We start from the raw sequence: 7,532 nt of genomic DNA on the forward strand, positions 1-7,532 counted from the left end.
CCTCCCTCCTATGCCCCCCCCTCCCCCTCCCACCTCCCTCGCCCGTCGTCTTTCTCCCCCCCCCCCCCCCCCCCCCCGGGCCGGGGCGGACTACGACGGGTCGTGCACCGTGCCGGTGAACTCCGGCCCGTCGTGCGGCGCACCGCTCCCGTCGTAGACGGTCAGACGCAGCCGTACCGTCTCCTCCGGCTCGGTCACGGTGTCCGCGACGGTGGGGATGGTGATCTCGGTGCCCGTCCGGCCGGCCGGGACATCGGCGAAGAGGAAGAATCCGCGCACCTGGGACAGGGGCCGTGACGGCAGCGGTTCCTCGCCGGAGTTCTGCCGCAGCCACCGGGGATCGACATCGGTGGTGGACAGTTCGGCGCCGCCGGTGACCGGCAGGACGGCGATGCCGGCCTGGATGTCCGCGTCGGCCGCCGCGGAGAGGGACATCCGCCAGGTCAGGTTCCGGCCCTCGGCGGCGCGGGCGGAGGCCGGGGTCACCGTGAGGGTGGGCGCCGGATCGTCGTTCCGCGCGGTGACGCCGCCTCGGTGGGCGCCGACCACCGCACCGTGCACCGCCTTCACGAAGATGTCGTGCGACACGTCGTAACCGAAGCGTGTGTTGCCCCGGACCTCGACCCTCACGTCAGGGCTCTGGCCGCCGGGTCGTACGGTCACCTCGCGCGAGGTGGTCCGGCCCGTGTCCGGATCGGCGACGAACAGACGGACCGTGCCGCTTCCGTGGCCGGTGACCTTCACCGGCACGCGGTAGGTCCGGACGCCCGTGTCGCCCTCCTCGACGGTCAGCCGGCCGATGTCGACGCGCGTCAGGGCCGCGGCCCGGACTGCGGGGGTTCCGGCGCGCCATCCCCACGAGTCGACGAGCCACGCCTGCCCCGACCGGGTGCGCGGGACGAGTCCGAGGGCCGTCAGGCGGTGCAGGTCGACACCCGCCCGGGTGGCGGCGGTCAGGGGCAGCCGGACCTCCTGTCCCCAGTAGGAGGCGGTGCGGCCGGTCCCGGGCAGTCCGTCGAGGTGGACGCGGCCGAGGGTCGCCCGGTGGCCGGAAGCGTCGGTCAGGGTGACGTCGAACCGGGTGTCCCTGGTGTTCGGCGGCACGATCAGGCGCATGGCCAGAGCGTCGGAGCCGGCGATCGAGACCGGCCTCGCGGAGCGGACCCGGACGGTGGATCCGGCGGCCGTCCACCGCAGTGCCACGGCGCGCCGGGCCGGCTCCTTCGGCGACTCCCAGCGGGCGAAGTGCGGCGAGACGCCGTTGCTGCCGGAGCCGAGGCAGGCCGCGGACTCGTTCTCGTCCACCTCCGCGCACAGCCGGCCGCCGTCGACGGAGACCGGTCCGTCCGGCAGGAAGGCCGGGGTTCGGCGGGCGCCGACCGCGTGGGTGAGAACCCTGGCGGGGTCGGCGGAGGGCGCGCGGCGGCCCGAACCGTCCAGGAGCGGCCGTACGCGGTCGTCACCGGCGACGAACAGCCGCGCGGCGGCCGCGATGTAGGTCGCGCCGGCCTTCTGTTGCTGACGGGCCGTCAATCTCGTCGCGGTGCCCGGCGAGCAGACCCGGTCGGGCTGGTCCCCGCTCCAGAAGTCGTCCTCCGCCGGTGCCTGGGCCTGGCCGGGTGTCCACTCGCTGTTGAAGAAGTTGTGGTCGGCGCCGACCATGTAGACGGCGCTGTGCAGGGCGGCGCCGCGGCTGACGCCGCGGGTCGCGTCCACGTACATCTCGCCCTGGAGGTCGGACACATCGCCGTCGCAGCCGGGCAGGATCGTCGCCGACGGCACGTCGGGCGTCGGGTTCTGGCCGAAGACGGTGGGGCCGATCAGTACGGTGCCCCGGATGTGCCAGCGCACCGGCCCGCGGTAGCCGTCCTGGTCGGCAGGAGCGGGGTAGAGGCTGTCCATGGCGGCCCGGTTCACGCCCTCGCCGCCGCGCGAATGGCCGACGAGCAGGACGCGCGACAGGTCGGCGGGAGCCGCCCGTCGGACGATCGCGGGTGCGGACGCCGGGTGTGCCGCCCAGTCGGCCCAGTGGGCCAAGTGCTGCCGCACCAGGGAAGATCTGGCCTGTGCGCCGCCGTCCTCCGCCGCGTAGTCCTGTCCGTTGACGCCGTTGGCGGCGATGGACACCGTCACGTATCCCTGCGAGGCCAGCAGCCTCTGGTCGGCGAGGTAGCCCCGGTAGCTCGGGATCGGTTTCGCGCCCGCGGGGCACGGCCATTCGCCGCCGGTCTCGTCGCCGTGGCCGGTGTAGCAGGTGGCGTGGCGGCCGTGCAGGAACAGGGCCAGCGGCCGGTGTCCCGGGGCGTTCGTGGGCGCTACCACCACAGCGCGCATCTCCACGGCCTCGGCGAAGCCGGGCAGGCGTATCGAGGCGAGGGCGTAGTCGCCGGTGACCGTCCGGTAGGTGCCCGGATTACCGGGGTCGACCGCGTTGGCGGGAAGCCGGGTTGACGGCTGTGCCGCGAGTCCGGGGCGTTGTCCGGCGGGCCTGTTCTGGTCGGCGCCCGCCGCGTCCAGGCGCCGTTCGCCGGTCCTTGCCTGGAGGTCCGACGGCTTCCCGAGCCGTGCCGCGCCGAGCGCGAGCCGGAAGGAGCGGCCGTCCGGCGCGCCGACGGGCCTGCCGAGGAAGCGGTCCCCGGCGTAGAACGCGACGCCTGAATCACTGATGGGCACCGGATTGTCCGAGTGCCAGACCAGTTGTCGTGCCGTTCCCTGGCCGGTGACACTCCACCCGGCGGGAAGTCCGCCGTCGGGGTCCGCGGCCCGCGCGAGTCCCGCCCTCTGTGCGGAGCCGGCTGTGTTCTGCTGTGCCTGGGTCGATCCTGGCGATCCTGCGACCGCCGCGAGTAACACCGCAGCGACGATGCCTATTCGCCGGACACGGAACAAGGTTCTTCTCCTCTGGTCGGCATTTCGCCCCCGTCGCCCCGTTGGTCCCGAAGCGCTCCCCCGTCCCACGAGGACGGAAGGCGAAGCCGAGGGGTTGCCTCACGTCACCGGCGTATCGCCGCCTCAACTCCCCTGCGGGGAAGTGGAGTCGGACAGTCCGGCGAGGAGAGGGCAAGAGCGGAGAAGAGAAGAGAGGCACCGGCGAGGTAGCCGGGCGCGCGGCGGCCGGCCTTCGTCACGCGTCCGAGCCGCCGTGCTCGGACGCGTGACACGAGGCCGTTCTCAGTCGTCCTGCGGACAGAGGAAGTTCCCGGAAGGGCCCCAGCGCGTCACCGGGGCCGCTTTCACGGCTACGGCTCCGCACGTCAGGTCGGTGATCCTGGTGCCGTCCCCGGTGATCTCCCGAATGTCGACTTCCTTGTTCACCGGATACTTGTGTCCCTTGCCGAAGGTCATGATCCCCGACTCGCCGACGAAGTCGGTGACTCCGGTCGACTGGAGGAACGTGACGACGGCACTGGGGGTGAACTGCGGGTCGGTGACCGAGATCTCGTTCATCACCTGGAAGAGGACCCGCACCGCGTCGTAGCCGGCGCCGGCGTCGCTGTCGGAGGAACCCCCGTAGGAATTACGGAAGTTCGTGACGAAGGGCCCCTTGACGTCGGGCAGGCTGAACTGGTTGTAGAAGAGACTGAGCGAGCCGTACTCCTGCGCCATCAGTTCCGGGTGCAGCACGAGACTGGGAGCGGCGCTCTCGGCCAGCACGGCGACGCGGCCCTGGTGCGTACGGCATTGCTTGTCGCTCTGCAGGTAGTAGAACAGGTCGTACATGACGCTGGACCGGCCCGCGTAGAGGATGAAGCCGTCGGTCCTGCGGATCAGGGCGCAGATACTCGCCGCCACGGAGGGCGTCTGGCTGTCGTTGCTCGACTCGCCGTACGGCACCGGATAGACCGGCCCCGCCGAACCGTAGGCGTCGGTGAACCGCTTCTTCAGATCCGCGCTGAAGTACGTGTCGTGCGGGTCGAAGACCAGGACGGCGGCGGGCGCGGTGTGACCCGGTGCGACCTTGGTCAGAGCCGCCAGCCGGGGTGAGCGCCGGGCGAAGGTCGCCATGATGCGCGCGACCCGCGCGTCCGGTGCCGAGAGCTGGAAGTACGACACCGGGGAGTCGCCCTCGACCATGGGCTGGCCCGAGACTCCGGTGCCGAGGACCGTGACGCCCTGGGCGTCGAGTTCGATGGCGGCCTGGAGGGACTCCGGACGGCTCTGTGTGAGGCCGATGACGCCGGCGATGTGGTCCCGGTGGATGCGGTCGACGATCATGTGGGCCACATCCACGCCACTGGGGTTCTTCGTGTTGAGTCCGCCGTGGGATCCGTACGTGAAGTACTCCCCCGCGTTGGCGACGAGCAGCCGGATCGGCATCTGGGACTTGAGGTTGAGGGCGTTCACCTCCTTCTGGGCGAGCAGCGCGCCGCGCAGCATCTGGAAGCCCGTGGGCACGGTGCGGCGTGACGCGGAGCCGACACTGAGCGGAGCGAGGAAGACCAGGGTGCGATACGGCCCGGTCCGGTCGACATCAGCGTTCTGGCGGCCCAACTGGGTTTCGAGTGCTCGCAGTTCCGGCGCGTACAGGCCATGGGCGAGTTCACACGCGTCGCTGCCGTCGGTGATCCCGACGCGTTCGCCCGTGCTGACCCGCGGACACCAGGTGTCGGTGGCGCGGGGTGCCGCGTGCGTCTGGGCGCGGGGGTGTGTCTCGCCGTGCCGCACCAACTGGAGCAGTCCGGCGGCGACCACCGCCAGCACGGCCACGACGGCCACCGCGGGACGCAGCCAGTCGCCCGCGCGCCGCTCGCGGGAGCGCACGGTCCGTTGCACGGCGGGCCGTTCGGCCGACGTCCCGTTGTCGGGCACGCGTGACAGCGGCACCGCGCGCACCGCTTCGACCGGCTGCCCGGAAGCGCCCGCCGCGAGGAGCGAGGCCACCGCCTGAGCCGTCGTGCCGCGGGCGCTCTGCCGGATTCCCTGGCTCGGGATGCCGGGCCGGGGCAGGCCGACGGCGTACGGCGGGATGTCCGCCGTGGCGGCGCCGAGGACGAGCAGCGGACAGGTCCCGACGTCCTCGGAGACGGCGGAGAAGGAGTTCAGGAGCTTGCGGCTCGGGGAACCGTCGCCGCCGACCGTCGGCAGCAGCAGGACGAAGGGCCATCGCCGCCGTGGCCTGCGCACGCTCCACACCGGCGGCCGGGCCGCCCGCGCCAGGTCATGGATGAGCGCGGTCAGCAGGACCTGCCGGACCACGGCCTCGTCACGGGCCGACACCGCGGACGCCGCGGACCTGGCCGAAGCCGCCGCCCCCGGCTCGGCCGGTGCTCCCTGATCGGCCCTGTCCTGGGCCCGGGAACGCAGGTGGGCGTCGCGCAGGGACATCGCGGCGTTGAGGAAGCTGCGCCCCGGCTCGTCCAGCATCCCGCCGACCCACCGGAAGCGGGCACCGCGGTCGATCCGTACACCGTAAGACCACCGCCACAGCCAGGCCAGCGGCGTGGTCACCAGCCTCGTGATCGCCGACCAGTGCCTGGCGCCGAGTTCGTCGCCGAGTGCGCCGACCTCGGCGGCGAACCCGAACTTCCAGGCGTACTTGTCATAGATCCGGTCGCGCAGTGCCCTCCGTTCGTCCGTCACGTCGCCCGCGACGATGGCGGCGCGCAGCACCGACAGACACGCGTCGAACTCGGTCAGCCGCAGGGTGCCGGAACCGTCCGGCATGGTGACGCGCAGTTGCCTGGCCACCCTGTCCAACAGCCGTACGTGCGGGCCGTCCTGCCCCTCGGCGTCCTCCCCGGGGTGGTCGCACGCGAGCAGTTCCTCGTCGACCAGGGCATGCGGCGCGAGGCTGGCCAAGTGGCCCGTCTCACCGGTGCTGAGGCGTACGAGACGGTGGTGGTAGACGTGCACCAGGGCCGAGAGTGCCGGATCCGGCTCGCCCCGCTCGGTGTCGGCCGCCGTGAGCCCGGCCGCGATGGTGCCCTCCGCGGTCGTGCCGGCCGCCGGCTCGCGGGTGAGCAGCAGGGCGGGCAGCCGGTGCCGTGAGCTCTGCTGCCCGGGCGGGATACCGGCTCGGCGGTCGATGACGTAGCGGTCGATCACTCGGACGATGTCGTCGAAACCGCCGGGGAGGACGAGATCATGTTCGTTCGTCCGATGGGGTTGCGGCACGCGGGGCCTCCCGGATGCTGAGAAACAGGAGGCGAGCCTAGGAACAGCCGGGCCGATTCACGGGGCTTTGCCTCTAAGAGGCGCCCATTGAGCGATTGCGGCCGCTTGTCTTTCGGATCGGACACGCGCGGGCGGACAGCCCGTAGGCGCGGGGTGTGGAGCTTTCCGTAACCGTGCCCGCTCTACGGCTCAACGCGCGCGGCCGGTCACTTCCACCCGTACGCGTAGGCGGCCACCCAGGTGATGTCGAGTTCGGCGCTGCTGCCCGGCGCCGCGCCGGGGCCTTCGAGCGCGCTCTCGTTCTGCAGCACCCAGGACAGGGGCGCGGAGGGAACCCGCCGGGTGTCCTCGCCGATCTGACGGCCGTCGACGAAGAAGCGCACCCGCCCGGGTGTCCATTCCGTGGAGACGGTGTGCCACCGGGTCCAGTCGTCGCCGCTCGGGAAGTAGCCCTGTTCACCCCCGCCGCACGGATGGTGGAAGGCGGTGATGGTGCCGGTCCACTCTCCTTCCGGGTAGTCCATCTCGCAGCCGCCGCCGTAGTGCAGCCACGCGGATTTGTATCCGGGGGCGGGCTTCGTCACCTTGATACGAGCGCTGTACTTGCCGTACGCCATCTGCATCACGGCACGCGGTACGAGCGCCGCGGCGTGCACGGGGCCTCCGTCCTCGGGGCGCCACATGCGGACGCGCATCATCCCGTCGCCGTTCTCGCCGGGACCCACGCTCACCGTGTCCTCGGGGTGGTACTCGCCCACGACGTCCCGGCCCCGGTCGTTCGCCGTGTCGCGCCAACCGGTGGGATACGCCCACCAGTTGTCGCGGTACTTGCCGCTCAGCCCACCGCAGTACGCGCCGGACGTGTCGACGGCGTGGTCGCAGTCGCTGAACGAACCCAGCGGCACCCGGTCGCCGTTGAAGTCCTCCGCGAGGACCTGCCAGAACGGCCCGCAGTCGCCGCGGGGCAGAACGGTGCTCGCGTTGTGGCAGGCGTCCGCCGGACGTGGCGCTCCGTCGGCACGGGGGACCCAGAACAGGGCGCCGGCCAGAAGGGCGAGAGCGAGAGGCATGAGCAGAGCGCGCCCGCGTCGGCCGGGCGCCGCGTGTGAACCCATCGGGGCCTCCCTCGCTCCTCGGCGCGCGGGAGCCGCCGCCGGCCTCCGCCCGGGGTCCGCGAGCACCGCTCCGGACACCGTCCGCGGCGGCGAGCACCACGCGAAGGAGCATCCTCGCGTGAGGGCGGGGGCAGCACCACCCCGTGGACACCTGACGATGCGGATGGTCCGGCTCCGATGCGCCGGACTCGCGGGCCCCTGCGTCCAGTGTGCCGGGGGGGGGGGGGGGGGGGGGGGGGGGGGGGGGGGGGGGGGGGGGGGGGGGGGGGGGGGGGGGGGGGGGGGGGGGGGGGGGGGGGGGGG

The 7,532-nt window shown here is 72.5% G+C and carries 3 protein-coding genes; all 3 read right to left on the reverse strand.

The window, feature by feature from the left end; translation table 11 throughout:
* Window positions 1-90: 90 nt before the first annotated feature.
* Complete coding sequence (locus ACZ6KY_RS21630; protein ID WP_469311911.1) at window positions 91-2,889, reverse strand: hypothetical protein; 2,799 nt, start codon at window positions 2,887-2,889, stop codon at window positions 91-93.
* Window positions 2,890-3,171: 282 nt separating this feature from the next.
* Window positions 3,172-6,114, reverse strand: coding sequence for an ABC transporter substrate-binding protein (locus ACZ6KY_RS21635; protein WP_469311912.1), 2,943 nt, complete (start codon window positions 6,112-6,114; stop codon window positions 3,172-3,174).
* 206 nt (window positions 6,115-6,320) lie between these two features.
* A complete protein-coding gene (locus tag ACZ6KY_RS21640) occupies window positions 6,321-7,229 on the reverse strand; it encodes a glycoside hydrolase family 16 protein (protein ID WP_469311913.1) in 909 nt (302 codons plus the stop codon).
* Window positions 7,230-7,532 lie beyond the last annotated feature (303 nt).

Source organism: Streptomyces sp. NPDC042002 (assembly GCF_055588305.1).

Excerpts from the sequence above, each read along its gene's own strand:
- ACZ6KY_RS21640 (WP_469311913.1), bottom strand. The coding sequence starts at position 7,229 with ATGGGTTCACACGCGGCGCCCGGCCGACGCGGGCGCGCTCTGCTCATG.